The organism is Roseateles sp. P2_H4 (assembly GCF_056403315.1).
Map to the genome: position 1 here is coordinate 93,602 of NZ_JBFUFR010000006.1, position 24,983 is coordinate 118,584.

The following is a 24,983-nucleotide window of genomic DNA, read 5'->3' on the forward strand; positions in this document are numbered from 1 at the left end:
ATGGTCAGCTAGACCACGCAGTTTGCGCGGCCAATGTCACGCGATCAGCTGAACAGGCGCCGCGCGGCGGGCGAGCCGGCGGCCAGGTCGCGCTCGGCCAAGGCCAGATAGAGCTTCTTCAGCTCCACGTCGATGGACGCGAAGGCATGCAGGCCCAGCACCTGGCCGCGGTCGTCGCAGACTTCGGCCTCGAGGTCGCGGGCCAGCGAGCGGGCGGCCTCCTGCCAGGCGGCGAAGGGCTCCTGTTCGGCCGAGGTCTGCGGCACATCCAGCGCCAACGTCAGCTCGCGCAGCGACAGCGCCTCGGGGTCCTCGGCCAGGGCGGCCTGGGCGTCGAACTGCAACGTCAACACCGGGGGCGCGCCCTCCTCGATCGACGGCATGACGAGGCGGCCCGGCAGTGCGCCGGCGACAAAGCCATGGCGTCCCGCGGCCTGCTGCACGAAACCCGGCGTCCAGGCCGCGGCCTTGGCACGCAGCAGCAGCGCGAGCTGGGCATCGTGGCTGGCGGCGAACTGGTCCAGCTCGCGGGCACGGGCGACGACGTCCAGCATGTCGGGGAACTGCACGAAGCCGCCCACGCCATCGGCAAAGGCCTGGATCTTCTGCACGAACTCGGAATATTCGATCTCGTTGAGGGCGCCACTGCGGTTGGCCATCTTCAGCCCGGCCTGGAACTCGCTGTAGCGCTGGCCGGGGGCGGGCAGCTCCCAGTCGCCGGTCTCGGCGTTCAGGCCTTCGATCTGCAGCGGCTTGGTGCCGGCGCGGCGGCTGCCGGGCTGGTGCTGCAGGGCCATCTCGCCAGAGACGGGGCCCTCGACGGTGATGGTGGCGATGGCGTCGATCAGCGCGTCGATGCGGGCGGACGGACGGCGCAGCGTGCGTGCCACGGCCGGCAGCGTCGCCTCCAGCGCCTCGGCCTCGGCGGCCGCCTCCGCCGTCACGGGCGGCGCATCGAAGTGCGGCTCTTCCAACGGCGGCACGGCGCGCTTGGGGCCGGCCTTGCGCGCCTGCCAGGCACCGTGGGCCACGACGCCGGCGAGTACCGCGCCGCCAGCGATGGCGAGGAGTTCAGTGAGGGTCAAGCTCATCATGCTGCTTCGGCCATGGCCAGCGCCTTGTCCATGTCGACCGCGACGATGCGCGACACGCCCTGCTCCTGCATGGTCACGCCAATCAGTTGTTCAGCCATTTCCATCGCGATCTTGTTGTGCGAGATGAAGAGGAATTGCGTGCCGGCGCTCATCTTGGTGACCAGGCGCGCATAACGCTCGGTGTTGGCGTCATCCAGCGGCGCGTCGACCTCGTCCAGCAGGCAGAAAGGCGCCGGGTTGAGCTGGAAGATGGCGAACACGAGGGCGATCGCCGTCAGCGCCTTTTCGCCACCCGACAGCAGGTGGATGGTGCTGTTCTTCTTGCCCGGCGGCTGGGCCATGACCTGCACGCCGGCATCCAGGATCTCGTCGCCGGTCATGACGAGACGCGCCTCGCCGCCGCCGAAGAGCTCGGGGAACATGCGGCCGAAGTGGTCGTTGACCTGGTTGAAGGTCGAGCCCAGCAGGTCGCGGGTTTCGAGGTCGATCTTGTGGATGGCGTCTTCCAGCGTCTTGATGGCCGAGTTCAGGTCGGCGCATTGCGAGTCGAGGAAGGTCTTGCGCTCGCGGGCCGCCGTCAGTTCGTCCAGCGCGGCGAGGTTGACGGCACCCAGAGCGGCGATCTCACGGTTGATGCGGTCGATCTCGCCCTGCAGGCCGTAGAGCTTGACGGCGCCGTCCTCGATGGACTTGGCCAGCGCCTCCAGGTCGACGGCCGCCGCTTCGAGCTGCTCGCGGTACTGGGCGCCGCCGAGCTGGGCGGCCTGCTCCTCGAGTTGCAGCTTGGTGATGGCCTCGCGCAGCGGGTCCAGGCTGCGCTCGAAGGTCATGCGCTGCTCGTCGGCCTTGCGCAGGCGCAAGCTGAGGTCGTCATAGTTGGCGCGCACGGCGGCCAGGGCCTGCTCGCGCTCGACCTTGATGGCCAGCGCGTCCTGCAAGCCGGCCTGGGCGGCGGCATCGTTCAGCGTGTCCAGCTCGCCCTGCAGGCTGGCGGCCGACGTGGCCACGGTGGCGATCTGCGCCTCCGCGGTCTCGATGCCGCGCTGCAGCTCGCCGCGGCGTGCTGCGAGCGTCTGGGTCGCAAAACGCGCCTCCTGCGAGCGGCGCTCCAGCGAACGCAACTGCTCGCGCGCATCAGCCAGCTTGCGCTCGGCGGCGATGGTGCCGTCTTCGAGCTCCGCGTGGCGCTGCTGCGCGTCGCCGAGCTGGATGTCCAGTTCCTCGAAGCGGGCCTCGCCGACGGCGCGGCGCTCCTGCAGGCCTTCCTGCTGGGCGGCGATCTCGGCCARCTCGGCATCCAGCACGCTGCGGCGCTGCTGGCTGGCYTCGGCCTGTTGGGAGAGGCGCAGCAGCTCGACGTGGATCTGGTGGGCGCGSGTCTGCGCCTCRCTGGCCTCGCGGCGCAGCGTYGTCARSCGTCCRTTGGCRTCGTTGAACTGGTGCTCGACGCGGCTCAGCGACAGGCGAGCCTCGTCGGCGATCAGGTTCTGGGCGCGCTGGGCTGTCGTCAGCTGCTCGATCTCCTGGGCCCGGGCCAGCAGGCCGGCCTGCTCGGAGTCGGGCGCGTAGAAGGTGACCGAAAACTGGCCAACGGCGTGGCCGGCCGGCGTCAGGATCAGCTCGCCGTGCGTCAGCTTGCCGCGTGCGGCCAGCGCCTCATCCAGCGTCGGCGCGGTGTAGACGCCTTCCAGCCAGTCGTTCAGCAATGCGCTCAAGCCGGCGTCGTTGAGGCGCAGCAACTCGCTGAGCTTGGGCAGGGTCTCGTGCGTGTTGGCGATCGCGCCGGGCGGCGTCGAATAGAAGGCCAGGCGGGCCGGCGGTGCGTCGGCCTCGAAGGCGCGCACCGTGTCCAGCCGGCCGACGCTCAAGGCGCCCATGCGCTCGCGCAGCGCGGACTCCAGCGCGTTCTCCCAGCCTTGAGCGATGTGCAGCTGGGTCCACAGGCCTTGCAGGCCATCCAGCCCATGCTTGGCCAGCCAGGGCTTGAGCTTGCCTTCGGTCTGGACCTTTTCCTGCAGCGCCTTCAGCGCTTCCAGGCGCGCAGTCAGCTCGGACTGCCGGGCGAGCTGGGCATTGGTGTCCTGCTGGGCGTTGCGGCGCTGCTCTTCGAGCTGGGGCAGCTGCTCGGCCAGTTCCTGCAGGCGCGCATCCGACAGGTCGCGCGCCTCGTCGGCCGCGGCGCTGCGTTCGCGCAGGGCTTGCAGCGCCTCGTGGTCGGGCGCGCCCAGGGCACGCGACTCGGCCGTCAGCTTGTCCTCGCGCTGGCGCAGCGCCTTGACCTGCTCGTCCACGCTGCGGCTTTCGGCGGCCAGCACCTGGATCTGCTGCTGCACCTGGGCGACCAGGGCACGCTGCTCGTTGGCGCGGACCTGAGCGGCGCGCACGGCGTCCTCGCTCTGGGGCAGCTGGGCCTGTTGCTCCTCGGCCTGGGCGGCCAGGATCTCGCTCTGTTCGTCGGCGCCGGCGATCTGCTCGGCAATGCCTTCCAGCTCGGCCTTGGCCTGCTCGACGCGCTCGCGCCACTGGCCGTCCTGCGTGTGCAGCTCGGCCAGGCGGGCTTGCGCGCGGTTGCGGCTTTCGACGACGAAGCGGATGCGCTCCTCCAGCCGGCTCACCTCGAGCTGGGCGTCGGCAAAGCGGCCCTGTGAGGCATGCAGTTCGTCGCCGGCCGCGTAGTGCGACTGGCGCACCTCTTCCAGCGTGGCCTCGACGGCGCGCAGCTCGGCCGTGCGTGACTCCAGCGCGGTCAGCGCTTCAGCGTGCGCCGCCTTCACGCGCGTCGCCTCGTTGCCGGCGTCGCGCAGTTTCAGGAACCACAGCTGGTGCAGCTTCAGCGTGCCGCTGTCCTGCAGATTGCGATAGCTGGCCGCAACTTCGGCCTGGCGCTCGAGCTTCTCGAGGTTGGCATTCAGCTCGCGCAGGATGTCGTCGACGCGGGTCAGGTTCTCGCGCGTGTCCTTGAGCCGGTTCTCGGTCTCGCGGCGGCGTTCCTTGTACTTGGAGACGCCGGCCGCTTCTTCGAGGAAGAGGCGCAGCTCTTCGGGCTTGCTCTCGATGATGCGCGAGATGGTGCCCTGGCCGATGATGGCGTAGGCGCGTGGCCCCAGGCCGGTGCCCAGGAACACGTCCTGCACGTCACGGCGGCGCACTGGTTGGTTGTTGATGAAGTAGCTGCTGGTGCCGTCACGCGTCAGCACGCGCTTGACGGCGATCTCGCTGAACTGGTTCCACGGCCCACCGGCACGCGCCGATTGGTTGTCGAACACCAGTTCGACGCTGGAGCGACCCGCCGGCTTGCGGTTGCCCGAGCCGTTGAAGATGACGTCCTGCATGGACTCGCCACGCAGCTCGCTGGCCTTGCTCTCGCCCAGCACCCAGCGCACCGCGTCCATGATGTTGGACTTGCCGCAGCCGTTGGGACCCACAACGCCGACGAGTTGCCCGGGCAACTGGAAGGTCGTGGGTTCAGCGAAGGATTTGAAGCCGGCCAGCTTGATCGAATTCAGCCGCATGTAGCTCGGACGTAAGCCCTTGATTTGGCTAAAGAAAAGCGCCTTCAATGGGCGCTTCGACGGGGTCGGATGATAGCATTCGCACCCTCTCCGATTGACCCTGCATCATGGCTACCAAGAAGTCCGCCTCCGCCCCCGCCGCCAAGAAGAACAAGCCCAAGATGCGCGAGGTGCCCAAGAACCCGCCGACCAAGCCCAGCAAGGACATCCTGGTCTTTCCGAACCCCAACCCGGAGCGCGACTACGTCATCCAGTTCCAGGTGCCCGAATTCACCTGCCACTGCCCGCTGACCGGCCAGCCCGACTTCGCCCACTTCACGATCGACATGATTGCGGACGAGCTCTGCGTGGAGCTCAAGAGCCTGAAGATGTATTTCTGGAGCTACCGCAACGAGGGCGCCTTCCACGAGAAGGTCACCAACACCATCCTCGACGACATCGTCAAGGTCACCGACCCGCGCTTCATCCGCATCACGGCCAAGTGGTATGTGCGCGGCGGCATCTACACGAATGTCGTGGCCGAGCACCGCAAGCCGGGCTGGACGCCGGCGCCGCGCGTGGACCTGCCGGCCCACGGCTTCGAGTCGGGCATGCTGGGTTGATCAGCGTTTCATGACGGGGTTGCGCCGCCAGGCGTCCTGGTTGTCGTCAACGATGCGCCCCGCGTTCAGCGTCGACAGATAGCGCTTGAGCATGGCGTCGAATTCCTGCAGCCGCCCCAGGCAGGCGCTGCGCCGTGACCAGCCCACATAGTTCAGCGCCTCAGCCACATGAGGCTTGAGCGCAACGAATTTGCCCTCGTTGCCGCTGATGATCAGATGCGACAGCGCCGGGTAGTGAGGCGAGATGAAGTAGTCGATGCGGCCGGCATCGAGCTTCAGGAAGTTCTCCTTGATGCCCGGCCCCATCTCGACATTGAGATTGGCCTCGATGTACTCGTCCAGCCCATCACCGAAGCGCGTGCCATGGGTGACACCGCCGCGCAGCCCGCGCAGGTCTTCGCGTTTGGTGAACTTCAGGTTTTGCCCGGCGCGCACGAACACCGACGAAGGGTTGGTGAAGATGGGCGTGTCGGCGAAGGCCAGGTATTGCTCGCGCTCGGCATTGCGCTTGAGCTCGGTGACGATGTCCACTTCGCCGATGCGGGCGTTCTGCAGCACGCGCACGAAGGGCCCGACATAGCGCAGCTCATAGGGCAGCTTGATGGCCTGCAGCACCGCCAGCACGACGTCGACACTGGCGCCGCGCAGCGCCTGTCCGTCATGCCAGGCATAGGGTGGGTACTCGGGGTCGGCCGTCACGACGACCTTCTGGCAGGTCGCCTGACCCAGGGCTGCGCCATTTGCGGCAAGCAGCGCACACACCAGCCAACAGCGCTTCATCTTCATGCCTCCCCAGGCTGCAGATCACGGGCCGCGCCCTATCATGCCTGCATGAGTTTCCCCGTCAATCCGCGGCTCGACCGGCTGCACCCCTACCCTTTCGAGCGCCTGCGCGAATTGACCGCCGGCATCACACCCAATCCCGATCTCGCGCCTATTTCTCTGGGCATCGGAGAGCCGCGCCACGCGGCACCGGCCCTGATTGCCGAGGCCATCAATGCCTCGATGAAGAGCCTGGCGGCCTATCCGGCCACCGCCGGCACGCCAGTGCTTCGCGAGGCCATCGCCGGCTGGATTTCGCGCCGCTACGGCCTGACACTGGACCCAGCCACGCAGGTGCTGCCCGTCAACGGCTCGCGCGAGGCGCTGTTCGCCATCGCGCAGACCGTCATCGACTCCAGCCGCCCCGGCGCGACCGTCGTCTGCCCCAATCCCTTCTATCAAATCTACGAAGGCGCCGCCCTGCTGGCCGGTGCCGAAGTGGCTTACGCCAACGCCGACCCGGCGCGTAACTTCGCCGTCGACTGGAACCAGATCGACGAGGCGACCTGGGCGCGCACCCAACTGCTCTACGTTTGCTCCCCAGGCAACCCCAGCGGCGCCGTGATGCCACTGTCCGAATGGCAGGCCCTGTTCGAGCTGAGCGACCGCCATGGCTTCGTCATCGCATCGGACGAGTGCTATTCGGAGATCTATTTCCGTGACGAGGCGCCCCTCGGTGGCCTGGAAGCGGCGGCCAAGCTGGGCCGCAGCGACTTCAAGAACCTGATCACCTTCACGTCGCTGTCCAAGCGCTCCAACGTGCCGGGCCTGCGCTCGGGCTTTGTGGCCGGCGACGCGGCCCTGCTGAAGAAGTTCCTGCTCTACCGCACCTATCACGGCAGCGCCATGAGCCCCATCGTGCAGGCCGCCAGCATCGCCGCCTGGGGTGACGAGGCCCATGTCGTCGAGAACCGGGCCCGCTACCGGCACAAGTTCGCCGAGGTCACGCCGCTGCTCGCCCAGGTGCTGGACGTCGCCCTGCCCGATGCCGGCTTCTACCTCTGGGCGGCTGTTCCAGGCGGTAACGACGTGCGCTTCGCCCAGGAGCTGCTCGCTCAATACAATCTCGCCGTTCTGCCGGGCAGCCTGCTGGCTCGCGAGGCCCATGGCAGCAATCCGGGCGCCGGGCGCATCCGCCTGGCCCTGGTGGCCGACGAGGCCGAATGCCTTGAAGCCGCCCGCCGCATCGTCTCCTTCACGAAATCTCTCCCATGAACACCGCTGAACTGCAAAGCCTGATCGACCTCGCCTGGGACAACCGCGCGGCGCTGGACCCCACCAACGCGCCCGAGCTGCGCCAGGCCGTCGAGCATGTCATCGCCGAGCTGGACGCCGGCCGCCTGCGCGTGGCCACCCGCGAGAGCGTCGGCCAGTGGACGGTGCACCAGTGGGTCAAGAAGGCCGTGCTGCTGTCCTTCCGCCTGAACGACAACCGCATCATGGGCGACAAGGAACTGACCTTCTTCGACAAGGTGCCCACCAAGTACGCCGGCTGGAGCGACGAACAGCTGCGCGCCAGCGGCGTGCGCATCGTGCCCCCGGCCGTCGCGCGCCGCGGCAGCTTCCAGGCCAAGAACGTCGTGCTGATGCCCAGCTACGTGAACATCGGCGCCTATGTCGACGAAGGCGCCATGGTCGACACCTGGGCCACCGTCGGCTCCTGCGCGCAGATCGGCAAGAACGTGCATCTCTCCGGCGGCGTCGGCATCGGCGGCGTGCTGGAACCGCTGCAGGCCAACCCGACCATCATCGAAGACAACTGCTTCATCGGCGCCCGCTCCGAGGTCGTCGAAGGCGTCATCGTCGAAGAGAACTCGGTCATCTCGATGGGCGTCTACATCGGCCAGAGCACGCCGATCTATGACCGCGCCACCGACACCGTCAGCTACGGCCGCATCCCGGCCGGCTCCGTCGTCATCTCGGGCTCGCTGCCCAAGGATGGCGGCCGCTACTCGCTGTACGCGGCCATCATCGTGAAGCGCGTCGACGCCCAGACGCGCTCCAAGACCAGCATCAACGAACTGCTGCGGGCCTGATCATGACGGGACCCAGCGCCGGCAACATGGAACGCATCCTTCGGCTGATGGCCGACAAGGGTGCGTCGGACTGTTATCTGTCTGCCAACATGCCGGTGCTGATCCGCATCAACGGCCAGACCGTGCAGCTGTCGGACCAGCTGCTGACGCCACCGCAACCGCGCCAGCTCATCGCCGAGGTCATCGACCCGACGTCGCTGGCCGAGCTGGACAACACCGGCGAGCTGAACATGGCGGTGTCGGTGCGCGGCGTGGGCAGCTTCCGGCTGTCGGGCTTCCGCCAACGCGGCTCGATTGCCGGCGTGTTCCGCCACATCCCGCATGACATCCCGACGCTGGACAGCCTGCAGCTGCCCGACGTGCTCGGCACGATGATCAAGGAGAAGCGCGGCCTCATCCTGATGGTGGGCGCCACCGGCACCGGCAAGAGCACCACGCTCGCGTCCATGCTGGAGATGCGCAACCAGACGATGACGGGGCATATCCTCACCATCGAGGACCCGATCGAATACCTGTTCAGCAACAAGCGCTCGGTCGTCAACCAGCGCGAGATCGGCCGTGACACGGCCACGCTGCAGATCGCGCTGAAGAACGCGCTGCGCCAGGCACCGGACTGCATCCTGATCGGCGAAATCCGCGACCGCGACACCATGACGGCGGCCATCAGCTATGCGTTGTCCGGCCACCTGGTGCTGGCCACGCTGCACGGCAACAACACCTATCACGCGCTGAACCGCATCCTGTCCTTCTACACGCCGGAGTCTCGCCCGGCGCTGCTGAACGACCTGGCGGCCGGCCTCAAGGCCATCGTGTCGCAACGCCTCGTGCGCGCCACGGCCGGCGGCCGCGTGCCCGTCGTCGAGATCCTGTTCAACACCAAGCTGACGTCCGAGCTCATCGAGCAGGGCGACTTCGCCGGCGTGAAGGAGGCCATGGAGAAGTCCATCGCCGAGGGCTCGCAGACCTACGAAGAGCACTTCGCCAAGCTCATCACCGACGGCACCATCACCCGCGAGGAAGGCCTGGCCTTTGCCGACTCGCCGACCAACCTGCTGTGGCGGCTGCAGAACGAAGCACCGGGCCAGCGCCTGGCCACCGCGCCGCGCAAGGAAGAGAAAGCGGGCGACGAGGCCAGCTTCACCGAAATCACATTGGACGTCCGCGGCTCTTGAAACTGATCGACTGCATCGAATCCCAAGCCGCCCGCCTCACCCAGGCGGGCTTGTTTTTTGGCCATGGCACGACGAACGCGTTCGACGAGGCCATGTGGCTGGCGCTGTGGCGCCTGGGCCTGCCGCTGGACGCGCTGGACGAGCATGAGGAGCGCGAGCTGACCGTGGCCGAGTTGGCTTCGGTCGTCGCGCTGATCGACGAGCGCATCTCGACGCGCAAGCCCGCCGCCTATCTGACCGGCGAGGCGTGGCTGCAGGGCGTGCCCTTCACCATCGACGAACGCGCCATCGTGCCGCGCAGCTTCATCGCCGAGCTGATCGCCGACGCCAGCATCGACCCCTGGCTGCACCCCGACAGCCGCCGCGTGCTGGACCTGTGCACCGGCAACGGCAGCCTGGCCGTGCTGGCGGCGATGGCCTGGCCGGATGTCGAGGTCGATGCACTGGACATCGACACCGACGCGCTGGCCGTCGCGAAACTGAACATCGAGCGCCACAACCTGGCGCTGCGCATCCGCATGCTGCAAGGCGACGGCCTGGCCGGCGCCCAAGGACCCTACGACTTGATTCTCTGCAACCCGCCCTACGTCAACAGCCAGAGCATGGCCGCCCTGCCCGCCGAGTACCTGGCCGAGCCCGAGCTGGCCCTGGCCGGCGGCGCCGATGGCATGGATTTCATCCGCGAGCTGCTGCGCGCCGCGCCCGCTGCGCTGAACGACGACGGCGTGCTCGTGCTGGAGATCGGCAACGAACGCCCCTTCTTCGAGGCCGCCTTCCCCCAGCTGGAAGTCGTCTGGATGGAAACTTCCTCGGGCGCCGACCAAGTCCTCCTGGTCACGAAGGAGGCCCTGCAATGATCACGCTGCGCGACATCACGCTGCGCCGCGGCGTCAAGGTGGTGCTGGACAACGCCTCCGCCACGCTGCAGCCCGGCGAGAAGATCGGCCTGGTCGGCCGCAACGGCGCCGGCAAATCCAGCCTGTTCGCGCTGCTGACGCACCGCCTGGGCAACGACAAGGGCGAGGTCGAGGTGCCCAAGCACTGGCGGCGCTCCGAAGTCGCCCAGAACATGCCCGAGACCGAGGACGGTGCGACCGACTATGTGCTCGAGGGCGACCTGCCCCTGATGGCCGCCCGCGCCGCGCTGGAGGCCGCCGAAGCGGCCAACGACGGCCACGCGATGGCCGATGCGCACGCGCTGCTGGCCGACGTCGGCGCCTTCGACGCCCGCTCGCGCGCCCAGGCGCTGCTGATGGGCCTGGGCTTCAAGACCGAGCAGCTCGATGCCCCCGTCAACAGCTTCTCCGGCGGCTGGCGCATGCGCCTGCAGCTAGCCCGCGCGCTGATGTGCCCGGCCGAGCTGATGCTGCTGGACGAACCGACCAACCACTTGGACCTGGACGCCCTGGTCTGGCTGGAAGCCTGGCTGCAGCGCTATGACGGCACGCTGATCATCATCAGCCATGACCGCGAATTCCTCGACGCCATCACCAAGGTCACCCTGCATCTGGATGAAGGCAAGCTGGTGCGCTACGGCGGCAACTACACCAGCTTCGAGACCCAGCGCGCCGAGCGCATGGTGCTGCAGCAGGCGGCCTTCGCCAAGCAGCAGGACCGCGTCGCTCACCTGCAGAAATTCATCGACCGCTTCAAGGCCAAGGCCAGCAAGGCCAAGCAGGCGCAGAGCCGCGTGAAGGCGCTGGAGCGTATGGAGCGGCTGGCGCCGGTGTTGGCATCCGCCGACTTCAACTTCGAGTTCCGCGAGCCGCTGAACTTGCCCAACCCGATGCTGATGTTCGACGAGATGTCGGCCGGTTACGGCACGACCACCATCGTCCGCAACGTCGACCGCTCGGTGCTGGCTGGCCAGCGCATCGGCATCCTCGGCGCCAACGGCCAGGGCAAATCGACGCTGGTGAAGACCATCGCCGGCACCCAGCCCGCGCTGGCCGGCAAGCTGACGCAGGGCAAGGGCCTGTCCATCGGCTACTTCGCCCAGCAGGAGCTGGACGTGCTGCGCCTGGACGAAGGCCCGCTGGAGCACATGGTGCGACTGGCCCGCGAGGTGGGCCCGGCCGGCCGCGAGCAGGAGCTGCGCGACTTCCTCGGCCAGTTCCGCTTCACCGGCGACATGGTCAACCAGCAGGTCGGCAGCCTGTCCGGCGGCGAAAAGGCGCGACTCGTGCTGGCCATGCTGGTGTGGCAGCGCCCCAACCTGCTGCTGCTGGACGAGCCGACCAACCACCTGGACCTGAACACCCGCGAGGCGCTGTCGATGGCGCTCAACGAGTTCGAGGGCACGGTCATGCTGGTCAGCCACGACCGCGCGCTGCTGCGCGAGGTCTGCGACGAGTTCTGGCTGGTGGCCGATGGCGTCGTCAAGCCCTTCGACGGCGACCTGGACGACTACCAGAAATGGTTGCTCGACCAGAGCAAGGAAGCCGCCCGTGCGGCCAAGAAGGGGGCCGCCGCCCCTGCGCCCGCCAAGGCGGTGGTGGCTGCTCCCGCTCCGGCTCCTGCGCCGCGCGAGGACCGCAAGGCTTCAGGCCAGGCTCGCTCCAAGCTGGCCGAGCAGACGCGCCCGCTGCGCAAGGAGATGGAGCAGATCGACAAGCGCATGCACGCCCTCGCTACCGAGCGCACCGAGATCGAGGCTCAGCTCGCCGAGGGCGCCGCTGCCTCGGCCATCGCCGAGATGGGTAAGCGGCTGAAGGCGATCAGCGACCAGCTCGAAGCCGACGAAATGCGTTGGCTGGAGCTGGGCGAGCAGATCGAAGCGCTGAGTTGAGTCTCAGCTGAACAGGACGGCTGCCAGCGCCAACGCGCCCGGCAACGCCTGCACGTAGAGAATCTTCTTGGATGCCGTGGCCGCGCCGAACACGCCGGCCACGACGACGCAGCCCAGGAAGAACACCAGCCAGGGCTTGCCCGCACCCGCAGCGCCCAGTATCAGCCCATAGACCAGGCCCGCCACCAGGAAGCCGTTGTAGAGCCCCTGGTTGGCCGCCAGCGCCTTGCTGCGCTCGGCGAAGTCCTTGTCCAGCCCGAAGGCCTTGCGGCCCAGCGGCTTGGTCCAGAAGAACATTTCCAGCACCAGGAAGTACAGGTGCAGCAGCGCCACCAGCGCCGCCAGCACGATTGCGACCATCTGCATCGTCTCTCTCCTCGTTCTTTGATAGGGGTGGCGCATCGTCTCAGATCACCCTAGCGTCCGGTGTCGCCCAAAAGACCATTTAACTTGTGTGCAATTGAATTGCGAACTACATTAATGGCCATGGCACGCAGCAAGACCCCCTCCCCCACCGCCGATCCCCGCGGTGAATGGCTGCAGCTGGACCGCCAGCTGTGCTTCGCGCTGTACAGCAGCTCGCTGGCAATGACCCGCATCTACAAGCCCCTGCTGGCCCCGCTCGGCCTGACCTATCCGCAATACCTCGTCATGTTGGTGTTGTGGGAGGTCGAGGGCCCAAGCGTGTCGCAACTGGGCCAGCGGCTGTCGCTGGACTCGGGCACGCTGACGCCGCTGCTCAAGCGTCTGGAAGCCCTGGGCCATATCGAACGCCGCCGCGCCAGCGACGACGAGCGCCGCGTCGACATCTTCCTCACACCCCAGGGCCGCAAGCTGCGCGAGCTCGCCCTGGACATCCCCAGCCACCTCGCCTGCGCCAGCGCCTGCGAGCTGGACGAGGTCATCGCGCTGACGCAGCGGCTCACGCAGCTGCGCCAGCAACTCAACCGGGCTGCCGACGCGGCCGCCTGATTTCTTCCCCACCCCACCACCCCACCACCCCACCACCCCAAAGGAGCCCACCATGGCCATCGAAAAAGCCCTCTACACCGCCACCGCCACTGCCACCGGTGGCCGCGCCGGCACCGCCAAGTCGTCTGACGGCGCCATCGACGTCACGCTGTCCACGCCCAAGGAACTGGGCGGCGCCGGCGGCCCGGGCACCAACCCCGAGCAGCTGTTCGCGGCCGGCTATTCCGCCTGCTTCATCGGCGCCATGAAGGCCGTTGCCGGCAAGCAGAAGATCGCCCTGCCCGCCGAGGTCTCGATCACCAGCGACGTCGCCATCGGCCCGCACGCCAACAAGCCGGGCGCCTTCGGCATCCAGGTCGACATGAAGATCTCCGTGCCCGGCATGGACCGCGCCGCGCTGGAAGCCCTGGTGGCCACGGCCCACGAGGTCTGCCCCTACTCGAACGCCACGCGCGGCAACGTCGACGTCTCGCTGACCATCGTCTAAGACGGACGTCACGCCGGCGTCACACGCGCCGGCCAGCATCGCGGGTTTTCCAAACACTCCGGAGACCCGCGATGCGCCCCAGCCTCATTCCCACCGTGCTCGCCAGCGCCCTGCTGGCCCTCGCCGCCCCATCCCGTGCGGCCGAGCCGGTGCTGATCGGCATGGGCTCGCTGAGCAGCTCCGTGAGCGACCTGTCCGGCCTGAACTATTCGCTGGAAAGCGGCCTCGCGGCGAACCAGCTTGGTGGCGTCGGCTCCGCTCTCGCCTGGGCCGGTGGCAATACCTTCCTGGCCCTGCCCGACCGCGGCCCCAACGCCGCCGCCTGGCTCACCGACACCGCGTTCGGTGCCACGGTCGACAACACCACTTCCTTCATCAGCCGCTTCCACACGCTGCAGCTCAACCTGGTCGCCACGCCCAGCGGCCCCCTGCCCTACACCCTGCAGACGACGCTGAAAGCCACCACGCTGCTGTCCAGCCCGACGGCCCTGAGCTATGGCGCCACGGCACCGACGCTGACCGGCCTGGTCAACAGCAACACGCTGGCGTCGGGCAGCACCCAATATTTCTCCGGCCGCTCCGACAACTTCGCCACCGGCCTGTCCACCAACCCGAACAACGCCCGCCTCGACCCTGAAGGCATGCGCGTCTCCAACGACGGCAAGAGCGTTTTTGTCTCTGACGAATACGGCCCCTACGTCTACCAGTTCGACCGCGCGACCGGCGCGCGCATCCGCACCTTCAGCCTGCCCAACAGCTTCGCCATCTCCAACCAGACACCGTCCGTCAACACCGAGATCTCCGGCAACACCTCCGGCCGCGTCACCAACAAGGGCATGGAAGGCCTGGCCATCTCGCCGGACGGCAAGACGCTGTTCGGCTTCATGCAAAGCCCGCTGATCCAGGACGGCGGCGACGGCGGCCGCTACAACCGCATCGTCAAGATCGACATCGCCACGGGCAACGTCAGCCAGTTCGCCTTCGACAACCAGATCAACGGCAAGGCTTACAACAGCAGCGAACTGCTGGCACTGAACGACCACGAACTCGTCGTGCTCGAGCGCGATGGCAAGGGCCTGGGCGACGGCTCGCCCGGCTCCAAGGCCGTGGTCAAGCAGCTCATCAAGATCGACCTGACCGGCGCGACCGACGTCAGCGGCATCGCCGACCTGCGCACCCAGCCCGGCACGGCCATCGTCGGCACCCGCTTCCTCGACATCAAGGCCGCGATGAACGCCGCCGGCCTCTCCGATGCCATGGTGCCGTCCAAGCTCGAAGGCATCGCTTTCGGCGAAGACGTCATGGTCAATGGCAAGTCGATGCACACGCTGTACCTGTCCAACGACAACGACTTCCTGGGCAACGTGTTGCCCAACGGCAGCGCCACGCCGGTGGCCTACGGCAACCAGTTCTACGTCTTCGCCTTCGAGGGCAATCTGGTCAACCAGGCCATCGCCGCCGTGCCGGAGCCCAGCCAGGTCGCGATGCTGCTCGCCGGCCTCGGCGCCATGGGCTTCATCGCCCGCCGCCGCCGCGGCTGATCAGCCTTCGGCGAGCAGGGCCAGGATCATCTCTATCCTGGCCTTGACCGGACTGAGCGCACCCGCGCTGGGCAGCAGGCCGGGCAGATCCATGACCGGGCCGGCATCGCAGCGCGTGCTGCGCCACACCTTGACGCCCCCCGCCTGAGCTTCGCGCAGGGCCGCATCCAGGCCGCGACTCAAGGTGCCGTTGCCGGTGCCCGCGGCGATCAAGCCGTCGACGCCGCTCGCCCACAGGGCACGCACGACAGTGCCGTCGGCACCCGCATGGTTCATGACGATCTCGACGCGCGGCCAGCGCTCGGCAGGCGCTGCGATACGCGCCAGGCCCTGGGCCTCGCACACCGGCCAGCGGCCCAACTGGCGCACGCTGCCCTCCTCCACCCGCGCCACCACGGCCCCATCGACCGACTCGAAGGTGTCGACGCGATAGCTGTGCGTCTTGCGCACCTGGACCGCGTCATGCACGCGGCCGGCGAAGGCCACGACGACACCGCGGGCATCCGGCGTCGCGGCCACCTGCACGGCGTCGAAAAGATTCTGCGGGCCGTCCGGTGCCAGCGCCGTGGCCGGACGCATCGCTGCCGTCAGCACGACGGGCTTGGCGGGTGACAGCACACGGTGCAGGAAATAGGCCGTCTCCTCCAGCGTGTCGGTGCCGTGGGTGATGACGATGCCGGCGACCTCGGGCCGGTCGAGCTGTTGCTGCACGGCCGTGGCCAGCCGCTGCCAGGTCGCGAAATCCATGTCCTTGCTGTCCAGCTGGGCCAATTGCTGCGCTTCCAGCTTCTGCCCCGACAGCGCCGGAACTGCCGCCAGCAAATCCTCGACGCTCAGTTGCGCGGCCGTGTAGCCGACCCCGTCGCTGGCGGTTTTCGCAGTGCCGGCAATCGTGCCGCCGGTGCCCAGAATGACGATCAGACGATCAAGGGTTTGCAATTTCTTGGATTCCTGGATGAAAATACAGGTGCTGGACAAATTTCCAGCCACTCAAAAGGCCGCCCGTGCAAGACCGTCCCAAGCTTACCGCCCGACAGCAGCAGATCTTCGACCTGGTGCGCAACGCGATCGAAAGCACCGGCTCGCCGCCCACCCGCGCGGAGATCGCCGCCGAACTGGGTTTCAAGTCCGCCAACGCGGCCGAGGAACATCTGCAGGCCCTGGCCCGCAAGGGCATGCTGGAACTCATCGGCGGCACCTCGCGCGGCATCCGCTTGAAATCGGACATCCTCAACGCCGTCAACCGCGCCCGCCAGTTCAGCCTGCCCATCCCCAGTCTCGCTCAGCTGACACTGCCCCTGATCGGCCGTGTGGCTGCCGGCGCCCCCATCCTCGCGCAGGAGCATGTCGAGCAGACCTACACCGTCGAGCCCGGCCTGTTCGCCAGGAAGCCCGACTACCTGCTCAAGGTCAAGGGCATGAGCATGAAGGACATCGGCATCCTCGACGGCGACCTGCTCGCCGTGCAGTCGGCCAAGGAAGCCCGCAACGGCCAGATCGTCGTGGCACGAGTGGGCGAAGAGGTCACGGTCAAGCGCTTCAAGCGCGGGCCTGAGGGCATCCAGCTGCTGCCCGAGAACGCCGATTTCGAGCCCATCCTCGTCAATGAACACAGCGAGAGCTTCAGCATCGAAGGGCTGGCCGTTGGCCTGATCCGAGGACAAGGCTTCAACTGATTTCAAACGGGGGTTCAATTCCCCCCGGCGCGCTCGAAATGAAAAAGGCCCGTGTCACCGACACGGGCCTTTTTGCTTGGATGGTGGAGCCGGGGGGAATTGAACCCCCGTCCGCAAGCCATCACCGGGCAGATCTACATGCTTAGCCGGCTGATTTGAATCTCACGGTCAACTCGCGCAGTGGCACGCTAGCTTTTCCGCCAGTCACTTGATCTCACGCCCCACCGAGTGACCCGGTGCGACGCCAGCCGATGTGAGTGACTTCTCAGCCTTGCCCCTTGCGGAACTCAGCCCGGCCCATCGGCCTGCCGTTGAGAAGCTCATCCGCAATTAAGCGGCGAGTGCGAACGTAGAGTCGTTTGCAGTTACTGTGTTTCCAGATGTATTTACGAGGTGACTGGTCCTCGGCATGCCCTACTCCGGATCCGCACCCACGTCGAAACCAAGTCGGCCCCAGAGAACCCCTATCTTAGGCCAGTCCGAGTCGCTTCAAGAGCTCGCCGGGCGCTGACAGCTCCAGGTCGGCTCTCCAATGACGAAATTCGCCGCCGTGGCCGAGATAGCCCCAGGTTGCTGCGGCCGTCGCCATGCCGGCCGCACGCCCGGCCAGGATGTCGCGTTCGTCGTCGCCGACATAGAGACAGGACTCGGCTGCCACGTTCAGGCGGCGTGCGGCCTCCAGCAACGGCGCGGGGTGAGGCTTGGTGTGGCCGGTCGTGTCGCCGCCGACGATGGCACCGGCCGATAGGCCCAATGCCGTGGCCAGCGGCAAGGCAAAGCGTTCGGCCTTGTTGGTGACGATGCCCCAGGCCAGGCCGGCTGCGGTTAACGCAGCGAGTTCGGTTTCGACGCCGGCAAAGGCTTGCGTACTGTCGTACATCAGCGCTTCGTAGCGGTCCAGGAACTCGCGCTTGAGTTCGTCATAGTCTGGCTGACCAGGCGCGGAACCGAAGGCCTGGCCGAGCATGCCGCGTGCGCCAGAGCCGCCGTGCGGCCGGTATTGGGCCAAGGGCAGCGCAGCAAGGCCGCGTTCGGCGCGCATCGCGTTGGCTGCCGCTGCGAGGTCGGCGGCGCTGTCGATCAGCGTGCCGTCCAGGTCGAACAGGACGGCACGCAGATGCGACCAGTGTGCAGCGAGCTTCAAGCGGGGCGGCGGCAGGCCAGCAGATAGTTCACGTCGGTATCGCTCCCCAGGCTGTAGCGCTGCGTCAGCGGGTTGTAGCTCAGGCCACGGCTGCCTTGCAGCTCCAGGCCGGCGTCACGGCAGAACTGGGCCAGCTCGGACGGCTTCAGGAAGCGCGCGTATTCATGCGTGCCCTTGGGCAGCATGTTGAGCACGTACTCGGCCCCGACGATGGCGAGCAGGAAGGACTTGACGTTGCGGTTCAAGGTCGACAGGAAGACCCAGCCGCCGGGTTTGACCAGCGTCGCGAGCGCGCGCACCACCGAGGCCGGATCGGGCACATGCTCGAGCATTTCCATGCAGGTGACCACGTCGAAGCTGGCCGGCTGTTCGGCCGCCAGCGCCTCGACGGCGACCTCGCGGTATTCCACGCCCTCGGTGCCGGCCTCCATCGCATGCAGTTCGGCCACGCGCAGCGGCTTGGTCGACAGATCGATGCCCAGCACGCTGGCGCCCGCACGGGCCATGGAGTCGCTCAGGATGCCGCCGCCACAGCCCACGTCGAGGGCGCGCTTGCCCGCCAGCGGGCACAGCTGCTGGATCCAGCCCAGGCGCAGCGGGTTGATCTGATGCAGCGGCTTGAAGTCACTCTCGGGATCCCACCAGCGGTGGGCCAGTTCGCCGAATTTGGCGAGCTCTTGAGGGTCGGCGTTGATCGTCATGACGGAATCGGAAAAAAGAAAAGCCCCGACGGCGGGCCGGCGGGGCTTTGCGCAAAGCGCCCGAGGGCGCTAGAGCTTACTTGTTGCGCGTACCGACGACTTCGATCTCGGTGCGGCGGTTCTTGGCGCGGCCTTCGGTCGTCTTGTTGTCGGCGACGGGCTGCTTTTCGCCCTTGCCTTCGGTGTAGACGCGGTTCGGCTCGACGCCCTTGCTCACCAGGTAGGACTTGACGGCCTCCGAGCGGCGGATCGACAGCTTCTGGTTGTACTCATCGCTGCCCACCGAGTCGGTGTGGCCAACGGCGATGATGACTTCCAGGTTGATGCCCTTGGTCTTGCTGACCAGGTCGTCCAGCTTGGCGGTGGCTTCGGGCTTCAGCGTCGACTTGTCGAAGTCGAAGAAGGCATCAGCAGCGAAGGTGACCTTCTCGCTGACCGGCGCCGGGGGCGGCGGGGTCACGGGCTTGGGCGGCACGGGAGCCGGAGCCGGGGGCGGCGGGGCGACCGGAGGAGCCGGTTCAACCTTGGGCGCCGGCTTGATTTCGCCGTCGCAACCCTTGGCAGCCGTCGCCGGCGTCCAGAAATTGTCGCGCCAGCAATATTCGTTGGTGCCGTTCTTCCAGACGGTGCCGTCGGTTGCACGCCAGTTGTCGATGGCCTGGGCAGATGCACCAGACGTAGCAACGGCGACAGCGGCCACCGCAAACAGCGACGCCACACGATTCAGTTTCTTCATGATTCTCCTCTCAAGGAATGCCGCAGTTGCCCTGCGAGAGTCAGTACTCAACCTCTAACCTCAGGAGAGACTTTAGGGTTTCTCCTAGGGACTCGACGATTGTGCCATGGGGGCACCGAGACGACCGCATTGTGGCGGCCTACGTTCATGGGCACGGTGACGATGTTGCGCTGCTGCTACAAGGTGGCGCGGCCCTTAGAATTCGCGCCTTTCACCTACCTCCAAGGACGCCGCGCCCATGTAGGCGCGTGCCACGCTGCGCATGACCCAGTTCGCCAAGGAAACCCTGCCGATCAGCCTTGAGGAGGAGATGCGCCGCTCCTACCTCGACTACGCGATGAGCGTGATCGTGGGACGCGCGCTGCCCGACGCCCGAGACGGGCTGAAGCCAGTGCATCGTCGCGTGCTGTACGCGATGAACGAGATGGGCAACACCTACAACGCCAAGTACCGCAAGAGTGCGCAGGCCGTGGGTGAAACGATGGGTAAATACCACCCACACGGTGACTCGGCCATTTACGACACCATCGTCCGCATGGCCCAGCCGTTCAGCCTGCGCCACATGCTGATCGACGGCCAGGGCAACTTCGGTTCCATCGACGGCGATAACGCCGCGGCGATGCGATACACCGAGATTCGTCTCGACAAAATCGCTCACGAAATGTTGGCCGACATCGACAAGGAAACCGTCGATTTCGGACCGAACTACGACGGCAGCCATAAGGAACCCCTGGTACTGCCGACCCGTTTGCCAAATCTCCTGGTGAATGGTTCCTCGGGTATTGCCGTGGGTATGGCGACGAATATCCCGCCGCACAACCTGAATGAGGTCGTCGACGCCTGCCTGTTCGCGCTGAAGAACCCGGAGTGCACGGTCGACGAGCTGATGGAGATCATCCCGGCGCCGGACTTCCCGACCGCCGGCATCATCTACGGCCTGGCCGGTGTGCGCGACGGTTACCGCACGGGGCGCGGCCGCATCGTCATGCGCGCCAAGGTGCACTTCGAGGACATCGACAAGGGCTCGCGCCAGTCGATCATCGTTGACGAGATCCCCTACCAGGTCAACAAGAAGACGCTGCTCGAGCGCATCGCCGAGCTGGTGCACGAGAAGAAGATCGAAGGCATCAGCCACATCCAGGACGAGTCCGACAAGTCCGGCATGCGGGTCGTCATCGAGCTCAAGCGCGGTGAAGTGCCCGAGGTGGTGCTGAACAACCTGTACAAGCAGACGCAGCTGCAGGACAGCTTCGGCATGAATATGGTCGCCCTCGTCGACGGCCAGCCCAAGCTCTGCAATCTGCGCGACATGGTGGTGGTGTTCCTGGAACACCGCCGCGAGGTGGTGACACGCCGGACGATCTTCGAGCTGCGCAAGGCGCGCGAGCGTGGCCATGTGCTGGAAGGCCTGGCGGTCGCGCTGGCCAACATCGACGAGTTCATCGAGACCATCAAGACCTCGCCGACGCCGCCTGTCGCCAAGGCCGCGCTGATGGCCAAGAGCTGGGATTCGTCGCTGGTGCGCGAGATGCTGTCGCGCACCGAGACCCTGTCGGCCGGCGGGCCCGCTGCCTACCGCCCGGAAGGCCTGGAGCCCGAGTACGGCATGCAGGCCGATGGCCTGTATCGGCTGTCCGAGTCGCAGGCCGGTGAAATCCTGCAGATGCGCCTGCAACGCCTGACCGGCCTGGAGCAGGACAAGATCGTCGGCGAGTACAAGGACGTGATGTCGGAGATCGCCGATCTGCTCAACATCCTGGCCACGCCCGCCCGTGTGACGACCATCATCAGCGAAGAGCTGGTGCAGCTGAAGACCGAGTTCGGCCAGACCAAGCTCGGCGCCCGCCGCAGCGTCATCGAGCACAACGCCCAGGAACTCGGCACCGAAGACCTGATCACGCCGACCGACATGGTCGTGACGCTCTCGCACACCGGCTACATCAAGAGCCAGGCCCTGAGCGAATACCGCGCGCAGCGCCGCGGCGGCCGCGGCAAGCAGGCCACGGCAACGAAGGAAGACGACTGGATCGACCAGCTCTTCATCGCCAATACCCACGACTGGATCCTGTGCTTCTCCGACCGCGGCCGCGTCTACTGGCTCAAGGTCTGGGAAGTGCCGCAGGGCTCGCGCAACTCGCGCGGCAAGCCCATCGTCAACATGTTCCCGCTGCAGGCCGGCGAGAAGATCACCGTGGTGCTGGCACTCACCGGTGAGTTCCGCAGCTTCCCTGAGGATCACTTCATCTTCATGTCCACGGCCATGGGCACGGTCAAGAAGACGTCCCTGAAGGACTTCAGCAACCCGCGCAAGGCCGGCATCATTGCCGTCGACCTGGACGAGGGCGACCACCTGATCGGTGCCGCGTTGACTGATGGCCATCACGACGTGATGCTGTTCAGCGACGGCGGCAAGGCCGTGCGCTTCGACGAGGACGACGTGCGCCCGATGGGCCGCACCGCCCGCGGCGTGCGCGGCATGATGCTCGAGCCCGACCAGCGCCTCATCGCCATGCTGGTGGCCGAAGACGAGACGCAGAGCGTGCTGACCGCCACCGAGAACGGCTACGGCAAGCGCACCAGCATCGTCGAGTACACCCGCCATGGCCGCGGCACCAAGGGCATGATTGCCATCCAGCAGAGCGAACGCAACGGCCGCGTCGTGGCCGCCACGCTGGTGCGCCCGGAAGACGAGATCATGCTGATCACTGACAAGGGCGTGCTCGTGCGCACCCGTGTCAGCGAGATCCGCGAACTCGGCCGCGCCACTCAAGGCGTCACGCTGATCGCGCTGGACGACGGCAGCAAACTGTCTGGCCTGCAGCGCATCGTCGAGAACGACGCCAACGAGAACGACGCCACCGCCGAAGATGGCGATACCGGCTCGGCCGGCGATACCCCTGAAACCCCCAAGGACTGACATGATTTCTCGCAAGCTGGGCCTGGCCCTCGCATTGGCCCTGGCCACCAGCAGCACGCTGGCCGAACCCTCCGCGGCCAAGAAGGCGCTGATCGACAGGATCGTCGCGCTGCAGCAGCAGGGCATGGCCGATGGCCTGGCCGGCAACATCATCCAGGGCCCGCTGTCCCAACTGACCCAGATGGGTCGCGGTGCGCTGCAGCAGGTGCCTGCCGAGAAGCGCGAAGCCACGGCCAAGGCCATGGACGCCGAACTGAAGAAGTTCGTCGACGAAAACGTTCCCTATCTGAAGGACAAGATTGCCAAGGCTGTGCCGACAACGGCTTCGGCCCTGCTGGATGAACGCTTCAACGAGGACGAACTGAAGCAGATCCTGGCCTGGGGAGAATCGCCGGTCAGCCAGAAGTTCGGCCTCGCCAATGTCGAGCTGCAGAAGGCGGTCGCGCAGAAGGTCGTGGCCGAAGTCAGCCCGACGCTGGAAGGCCGCTTCAAGACGCTGAACATGAATATCGCCAAACAGCTGGGCCTGCAACCTCCGCCGGCAGCATCCGCGCCCAAGGCGTCGGCCCCAGCGCCCAAGAAGTAGCCTTCCGATCTCTCGATGACCTCATCCCGCCCGTTCAATTTCGCCCCCGGCCCCGCCACCCTGCCCGAGCCCGTGCTGCGCCAGGTGGCGGCCGAGATGCTGGACTGGCACGGCAGCGGCATGAGCGTCATGGAGATGAGCCACCGCGGCAAGGAGTTCATCTCCATCGCGGAGAGCGCCGAGCGCGATCTGCGTGAGCTGCTCGCGGTGCCGGCCAACTTCCGCGTCCTCTTCATGCAGGGTGGTGGCCTGGGCGAAAACGCCATCGTGCCGCTGAACCTGAGCCGCGGCGGCAAGGTCGACGTCGTCGTGACAGGCTCCTGGTCGCGCAAGAGCGCGGCCGAGGCACGCCGCTATGCCGACGTGCAGATCGCGGCGGACATCGGCCAGGGCAGCGCCATCCCGCGCGACTGGCAGCTGCGCAGTGATGCCAGCTATGTCCACGTCTGCACCAACGAGACCATCGACGGCGTCGAGTTCCACGACCTGCCCCATGTCGGCAACGGCGTGCCCCTCGTCATCGACTGCTCTTCGCATCTGTTGTCGCGCCCCATTGACTGGAGCCGCGTCGGCCTGGCCTTCGGTGGCGCACAGAAGAACATCGGCCCCGCCGGCATGACCCTGGTCTTCGTGCGCGAGGACCTGCTGGGCCGCGCATTGGACATCTGCCCCTCGGCCTTCAACTACGAGACCGTGGCTGCGGCCCAGTCCATGTTCAACACGCCGCCGACCTTCGCGATCTACGTCGCCGGCCTGGTGTTCCAGTGGGTCAAGGGCTTCGAATACGCGGGCAAGCGTGGCCTTGAGGCCATCGAACAGCGCAATATCGACAAGGCCGGCCTGCTCTACACGGCGCTGGATGCTTCCGGCTTCTACGAGAACCGCGTCGACGCCAGCTGCCGCTCGCGCATGAACGTACCCTTCTTCCTGAAGGACGAGAAGCTCAACGAGAGCTTCCTGACCGAAGCGAAATCCGCCGGCCTGTTGCAGCTCAAGGGCCACAAGTCGGTGGGCGGCATGCGTGCCTCCATCTACAACGCGATGCCGCTGGAAGGCGTGCAGGCGCTGGTGTCATTCCTGAAGGACTTCGAGGCTCGCCATGGCTGAACCTGTCGCCTCCGAGGCGCTGCTGGCACTGCGCGACCAGATCGACGGCCTGGACAAGCAGTTGCTGACGCTGCTGAACCAGCGCGCCCGCGTTGCCGAACAGGTCGGCGAGATCAAGCGCGCCGAGGGCACGCCCTTCTTCCGCCCCGACCGGGTGGCCCAGGTCATCGAGAAGATCCGCGCCGCCAACCCCGGCCCGCTGAAGGGCGAGCATGTGACCGCCATCTGGCGCGAGATCATGTCGGCCTGCCTGGCGCTGGAGTCACCGCAGCGCGTTGCCGTGCTCGGACCCGTCGGCACCTTCTGCGAGCAGGCGGCCCTCGAATACTTCGGTGGCGCGGCCGACATGACCTACTGCGCCAACTTCGACGAGGTCTTCCACGCGACGGCCAGCGGCAGCGCCCAGTTCGGGGTCGTCGGTGTCGAGAACATGACCGAGGGCGTCGTCACGCGCTCGCTGGACCTGTTCCTGCACACGCCCTGCCACGTCGTCGGCGAAGTCAGCCTGCTGATCCGCCACAACCTGATGCGCAAGGAACCCTCGATGCATGGCATCGAGGCGGTGCTGGCGCATCCCCAGGCCCTGGCCCAGTGCCAGAACTGGCTCAACAAGCACCTGCCCGACGTCGAGCGCCGGGCCGTGTCCAGCAATGCCGAGGGCTCGCGCCTGGCCGCCACCAACCCGGCCTGGGCGGCCCTGGGCAGCGACCGCGCGTCCACCATCTTCGGCCTGCACATCACGGCCCACGCCATCCAGGACGAGGCCTACAACCGCACGCGCTTCGCCGTCATCTGCCTGCCGCAGACCATGGCCACGCCGCCGGCCACCGGCCGCGACTGCACCAGCCTGGTCGTCTCGGTGCCCAACCGCCCGGGCGCGATGCACGACCTGCTCGTGCCGCTGAAGACCCACGGCGTGTCCATGACCCGCCTGGAATCCCGCCCGGCCCGTACCGGCCAGTGGGACTATTACTTCTACATCGACCTCGACGGCCATCCCAGCCAGTCGAACGTCGCGGCAGCACTGGCGGAATTGCGCGAGTCCTGCGCCTTCTTCAAGATGCTCGGCTCCTACCCGGTGAAGGCTTAA

At 66.9% G+C, this 24,983-nt stretch carries 22 protein-coding genes and 1 other RNA gene; 14 read left to right on the plus strand and 9 right to left on the minus strand.

All coding sequences use genetic code 11. The annotated features are described in order from the left end of the window. Positions 1–44: 44 nt before the first annotated feature. Both AC1DW3_RS06530 and smc read right to left on the minus strand, forming a co-directional pair. On the minus strand, positions 45–1,091 hold the full coding sequence (locus tag AC1DW3_RS06530; protein ID WP_477929742.1) for a cell division protein ZipA C-terminal FtsZ-binding domain-containing protein: 1,047 nt from the start codon (positions 1,089–1,091) through the stop codon (positions 45–47). Then, a complete protein-coding gene (gene smc / locus AC1DW3_RS06535; RefSeq protein WP_477929744.1) occupies positions 1,091–4,606 on the minus strand; it encodes a chromosome segregation protein SMC in 3,516 nt (1,171 codons plus the stop codon). Before smc ends, AC1DW3_RS06530 begins: the two co-directional genes overlap by 1 nt. A gap of 161 nt (positions 4,607–4,767) precedes the next feature. On the opposite strand from smc, the gene queF reads away from it, so the two are divergent. Next, a complete protein-coding gene (gene queF / locus AC1DW3_RS06540) occupies positions 4,768–5,208 on the plus strand; it encodes a preQ(1) synthase (RefSeq protein WP_477929942.1) in 441 nt (146 codons plus the stop codon). On the opposite strand, the gene AC1DW3_RS06545 is transcribed toward queF, so the two are convergent. Further along, positions 5,209–5,988 (minus strand): substrate-binding periplasmic protein, encoded by a 780-nt coding sequence (locus tag AC1DW3_RS06545; RefSeq protein WP_477929746.1) that lies wholly within the window; start codon positions 5,986–5,988, stop codon positions 5,209–5,211. Positions 5,989–6,039: 51 nt separating this feature from the next. Between AC1DW3_RS06545 and dapC the strand changes: the two genes are divergently transcribed. The 5 genes from dapC to AC1DW3_RS06570 are packed head-to-tail and all read left to right on the plus strand — an operon-like array spanning position 6,040 to position 12,026. Beyond that, positions 6,040–7,245 carry a succinyldiaminopimelate transaminase gene (dapC, locus tag AC1DW3_RS06550; protein ID WP_477929748.1) on the plus strand — a complete coding sequence of 402 codons (1,206 nt, stop codon included), beginning with the start codon at positions 6,040–6,042 and terminating at the stop codon, positions 7,243–7,245. Continuing rightward, positions 7,242–8,066, plus strand: coding sequence for a 2,3,4,5-tetrahydropyridine-2,6-dicarboxylate N-succinyltransferase (dapD, locus tag AC1DW3_RS06555; RefSeq protein ID WP_457394597.1), 825 nt, complete (start codon positions 7,242–7,244; stop codon positions 8,064–8,066). The genes dapC and dapD overlap by 4 nt, the downstream gene beginning before the upstream one ends. A 2-nt stretch (positions 8,067–8,068) precedes the next feature. After that, complete coding sequence (locus tag AC1DW3_RS06560; protein ID WP_477929750.1) at positions 8,069–9,238, plus strand: PilT/PilU family type 4a pilus ATPase; 1,170 nt, start codon at positions 8,069–8,071, stop codon at positions 9,236–9,238. Further along, entirely contained in the window at positions 9,235–10,095 is an 861-nt protein-coding gene (gene prmB, locus AC1DW3_RS06565; RefSeq protein WP_477929752.1) for a 50S ribosomal protein L3 N(5)-glutamine methyltransferase, read from the plus strand. The genes AC1DW3_RS06560 and prmB overlap by 4 nt, the downstream gene beginning before the upstream one ends. Continuing rightward, on the plus strand, positions 10,092–12,026 hold the full coding sequence (locus AC1DW3_RS06570; protein ID WP_477929754.1) for an ABC-F family ATP-binding cassette domain-containing protein: 1,935 nt from the start codon (positions 10,092–10,094) through the stop codon (positions 12,024–12,026). Before prmB ends, AC1DW3_RS06570 begins: the two co-directional genes overlap by 4 nt. 3 nt (positions 12,027–12,029) lie before the next feature. On the opposite strand, the gene AC1DW3_RS06575 is transcribed toward AC1DW3_RS06570, so the two are convergent. Beyond that, positions 12,030–12,392 carry a DUF1304 domain-containing protein gene (locus AC1DW3_RS06575; RefSeq protein WP_477929756.1) on the minus strand — a complete coding sequence of 121 codons (363 nt, stop codon included), beginning with the start codon at positions 12,390–12,392 and terminating at the stop codon, positions 12,030–12,032. Between the two features lie 114 nt (positions 12,393–12,506). On the opposite strand from AC1DW3_RS06575, the gene AC1DW3_RS06580 reads away from it, so the two are divergent. The 3 genes from AC1DW3_RS06580 to AC1DW3_RS06590 all read left to right on the plus strand — a co-directional run bounded on the left by AC1DW3_RS06580 (position 12,507) and on the right by AC1DW3_RS06590 (position 15,026). Continuing rightward, on the plus strand, positions 12,507–12,998 hold the full coding sequence (locus AC1DW3_RS06580) for a MarR family winged helix-turn-helix transcriptional regulator (protein WP_477929758.1): 492 nt from the start codon (positions 12,507–12,509) through the stop codon (positions 12,996–12,998). 52 nt (positions 12,999–13,050) lie between these two features. Next, a complete protein-coding gene (locus tag AC1DW3_RS06585; RefSeq protein ID WP_477929760.1) occupies positions 13,051–13,485 on the plus strand; it encodes an organic hydroperoxide resistance protein in 435 nt (144 codons plus the stop codon). 71 nt (positions 13,486–13,556) lie between these two features. Further along, the gene (locus AC1DW3_RS06590) at positions 13,557–15,026 is read left to right on the plus strand and encodes an esterase-like activity of phytase family protein (RefSeq protein WP_477929762.1); all 1,470 of its coding nucleotides are present in this window, start codon (positions 13,557–13,559) and stop codon (positions 15,024–15,026) included. Here AC1DW3_RS06590 and AC1DW3_RS06595 read toward each other — a convergent pair whose 3' ends face one another. Further along, positions 15,027–15,965 carry an asparaginase gene (locus tag AC1DW3_RS06595; protein ID WP_477929764.1) on the minus strand — a complete coding sequence of 313 codons (939 nt, stop codon included), beginning with the start codon at positions 15,963–15,965 and terminating at the stop codon, positions 15,027–15,029. It lies immediately after the preceding gene. Positions 15,966–16,030: 65 nt separating this feature from the next. Between AC1DW3_RS06595 and lexA the strand changes: the two genes are divergently transcribed. Next, positions 16,031–16,702 (plus strand): transcriptional repressor LexA, encoded by a 672-nt coding sequence (lexA, locus tag AC1DW3_RS06600; RefSeq protein WP_477929766.1) that lies wholly within the window; start codon positions 16,031–16,033, stop codon positions 16,700–16,702. A gap of 81 nt (positions 16,703–16,783) precedes the next feature. Here lexA and ssrA read toward each other — a convergent pair. From ssrA to ompA, 4 genes are all read right to left on the minus strand, one after another. Continuing rightward, positions 16,784–17,157: a transfer-messenger RNA gene (gene ssrA, locus AC1DW3_RS06605) on the minus strand. A 14-nt stretch (positions 17,158–17,171) separates the two neighbouring features. Continuing rightward, positions 17,172–17,846 carry a phosphoglycolate phosphatase gene (gene gph, locus AC1DW3_RS06610; protein ID WP_477929768.1) on the minus strand — a complete coding sequence of 225 codons (675 nt, stop codon included), beginning with the start codon at positions 17,844–17,846 and terminating at the stop codon, positions 17,172–17,174. Further along, positions 17,843–18,547: a bifunctional 2-polyprenyl-6-hydroxyphenol methylase/3-demethylubiquinol 3-O-methyltransferase UbiG gene (ubiG, locus tag AC1DW3_RS06615; RefSeq protein WP_477929770.1), complete on the minus strand. Its 705-nt coding sequence runs from the start codon at positions 18,545–18,547 to the stop codon at positions 17,843–17,845. Before ubiG ends, gph begins: the two co-directional genes overlap by 4 nt. A gap of 76 nt (positions 18,548–18,623) precedes the next feature. Beyond that, entirely contained in the window at positions 18,624–19,283 is a 660-nt protein-coding gene (gene ompA / locus AC1DW3_RS06620) for an outer membrane protein OmpA (protein ID WP_477929772.1), read from the minus strand. A 262-nt stretch (positions 19,284–19,545) separates the two neighbouring features. Between ompA and gyrA the strand changes: the two genes are divergently transcribed. The 4 genes from gyrA to pheA are packed head-to-tail and all read left to right on the plus strand — an operon-like array spanning position 19,546 to position 24,983. Beyond that, the gene (gyrA, locus tag AC1DW3_RS06625) at positions 19,546–22,200 is read left to right on the plus strand and encodes a DNA gyrase subunit A (RefSeq protein ID WP_477929774.1); all 2,655 of its coding nucleotides are present in this window, start codon (positions 19,546–19,548) and stop codon (positions 22,198–22,200) included. A gap of 1 nt (position 22,201) precedes the next feature. Then, on the plus strand, positions 22,202–22,786 hold the full coding sequence (locus AC1DW3_RS06630) for a DUF2059 domain-containing protein (protein ID WP_477929776.1): 585 nt from the start codon (positions 22,202–22,204) through the stop codon (positions 22,784–22,786). 15 nt (positions 22,787–22,801) lie between these two features. Beyond that, on the plus strand, positions 22,802–23,893 hold the full coding sequence (serC, locus tag AC1DW3_RS06635) for a 3-phosphoserine/phosphohydroxythreonine transaminase (RefSeq protein ID WP_477929778.1): 1,092 nt from the start codon (positions 22,802–22,804) through the stop codon (positions 23,891–23,893). Beyond that, the gene (gene pheA, locus AC1DW3_RS06640; RefSeq protein WP_477929780.1) at positions 23,886–24,983 is read left to right on the plus strand and encodes a prephenate dehydratase; all 1,098 of its coding nucleotides are present in this window, start codon (positions 23,886–23,888) and stop codon (positions 24,981–24,983) included. The genes serC and pheA overlap by 8 nt, the downstream gene beginning before the upstream one ends.

Excerpts from the sequence above, each read along its gene's own strand:
- AC1DW3_RS06530 (WP_477929742.1), bottom strand. The coding sequence starts at position 1,091 with ATGAGCTTGACCCTCACTGAACTCCTCGCCATCGCTGGCGGCGCGGTA.
- queF (WP_477929942.1), top strand. The coding sequence starts at position 4,768 with ATGCGCGAGGTGCCCAAGAACCCGCCGACCAAGCCCAGCAAGGACATC.
- AC1DW3_RS06545 (WP_477929746.1), bottom strand. The coding sequence starts at position 5,988 with ATGAAGCGCTGTTGGCTGGTGTGTGCGCTGCTTGCCGCAAATGGCGCA.
- dapC (WP_477929748.1), top strand. The coding sequence starts at position 6,040 with ATGAGTTTCCCCGTCAATCCGCGGCTCGACCGGCTGCACCCCTACCCT.
- dapD (WP_457394597.1), top strand. The coding sequence starts at position 7,242 with ATGAACACCGCTGAACTGCAAAGCCTGATCGACCTCGCCTGGGACAAC.
- AC1DW3_RS06560 (WP_477929750.1), top strand. The coding sequence starts at position 8,069 with ATGACGGGACCCAGCGCCGGCAACATGGAACGCATCCTTCGGCTGATG.
- AC1DW3_RS06570 (WP_477929754.1), top strand. The coding sequence starts at position 10,092 with ATGATCACGCTGCGCGACATCACGCTGCGCCGCGGCGTCAAGGTGGTG.
- AC1DW3_RS06575 (WP_477929756.1), bottom strand. The coding sequence starts at position 12,392 with ATGCAGATGGTCGCAATCGTGCTGGCGGCGCTGGTGGCGCTGCTGCAC.
- AC1DW3_RS06580 (WP_477929758.1), top strand. The coding sequence starts at position 12,507 with ATGGCCATGGCACGCAGCAAGACCCCCTCCCCCACCGCCGATCCCCGC.
- AC1DW3_RS06585 (WP_477929760.1), top strand. The coding sequence starts at position 13,051 with ATGGCCATCGAAAAAGCCCTCTACACCGCCACCGCCACTGCCACCGGT.
- AC1DW3_RS06590 (WP_477929762.1), top strand. The coding sequence starts at position 13,557 with ATGCGCCCCAGCCTCATTCCCACCGTGCTCGCCAGCGCCCTGCTGGCC.
- ubiG (WP_477929770.1), bottom strand. The coding sequence starts at position 18,547 with ATGACGATCAACGCCGACCCTCAAGAGCTCGCCAAATTCGGCGAACTG.
- ompA (WP_477929772.1), bottom strand. The coding sequence starts at position 19,283 with ATGAAGAAACTGAATCGTGTGGCGTCGCTGTTTGCGGTGGCCGCTGTC.
- gyrA (WP_477929774.1), top strand. The coding sequence starts at position 19,546 with ATGACCCAGTTCGCCAAGGAAACCCTGCCGATCAGCCTTGAGGAGGAG.
- AC1DW3_RS06630 (WP_477929776.1), top strand. The coding sequence starts at position 22,202 with ATGATTTCTCGCAAGCTGGGCCTGGCCCTCGCATTGGCCCTGGCCACC.
- serC (WP_477929778.1), top strand. The coding sequence starts at position 22,802 with ATGACCTCATCCCGCCCGTTCAATTTCGCCCCCGGCCCCGCCACCCTG.
- pheA (WP_477929780.1), top strand. The coding sequence starts at position 23,886 with ATGGCTGAACCTGTCGCCTCCGAGGCGCTGCTGGCACTGCGCGACCAG.